Annotated in this window: 1 pseudogene; it reads left to right on the forward strand. The window is 55.2% G+C overall.

Going from position 1 to position 239, the window contains the following annotated elements:
- Nucleotides 1–239 (forward strand): annotated as a pseudogene (locus EXE44_RS19340) (transposase); the annotation flags it as partial.

Consider the following 239-nt stretch of genomic DNA (forward strand, 5'->3'; position numbering starts at 1 on the left):
CAGAGCAGTTCTTTCGAGCGGGGATCGTCGCGATTGACATTACCGAAGCTGACCCCTTCACAGGCGATAGAACTGGCTACGAGGATGAGATCATCGGAACGAAGGAGAAGAACGACGAATACGCCTACCAGTGGGCGACAGTCCAGTTAGTCGGGAATGCCGTTCCGATCGTTCTAGACGCGCAGCCAGTTCGGAAGGGGGAGCCCCGCTTAGAAATTGTTGAGGGCCTCTTGGATTCT

The sequence above is a fragment of the Halorubrum sp. SS7 genome, assembly GCF_005435055.1.
Taxonomy (GTDB): domain Archaea; phylum Halobacteriota; class Halobacteria; order Halobacteriales; family Haloferacaceae; genus Halorubrum; species Halorubrum salinarum.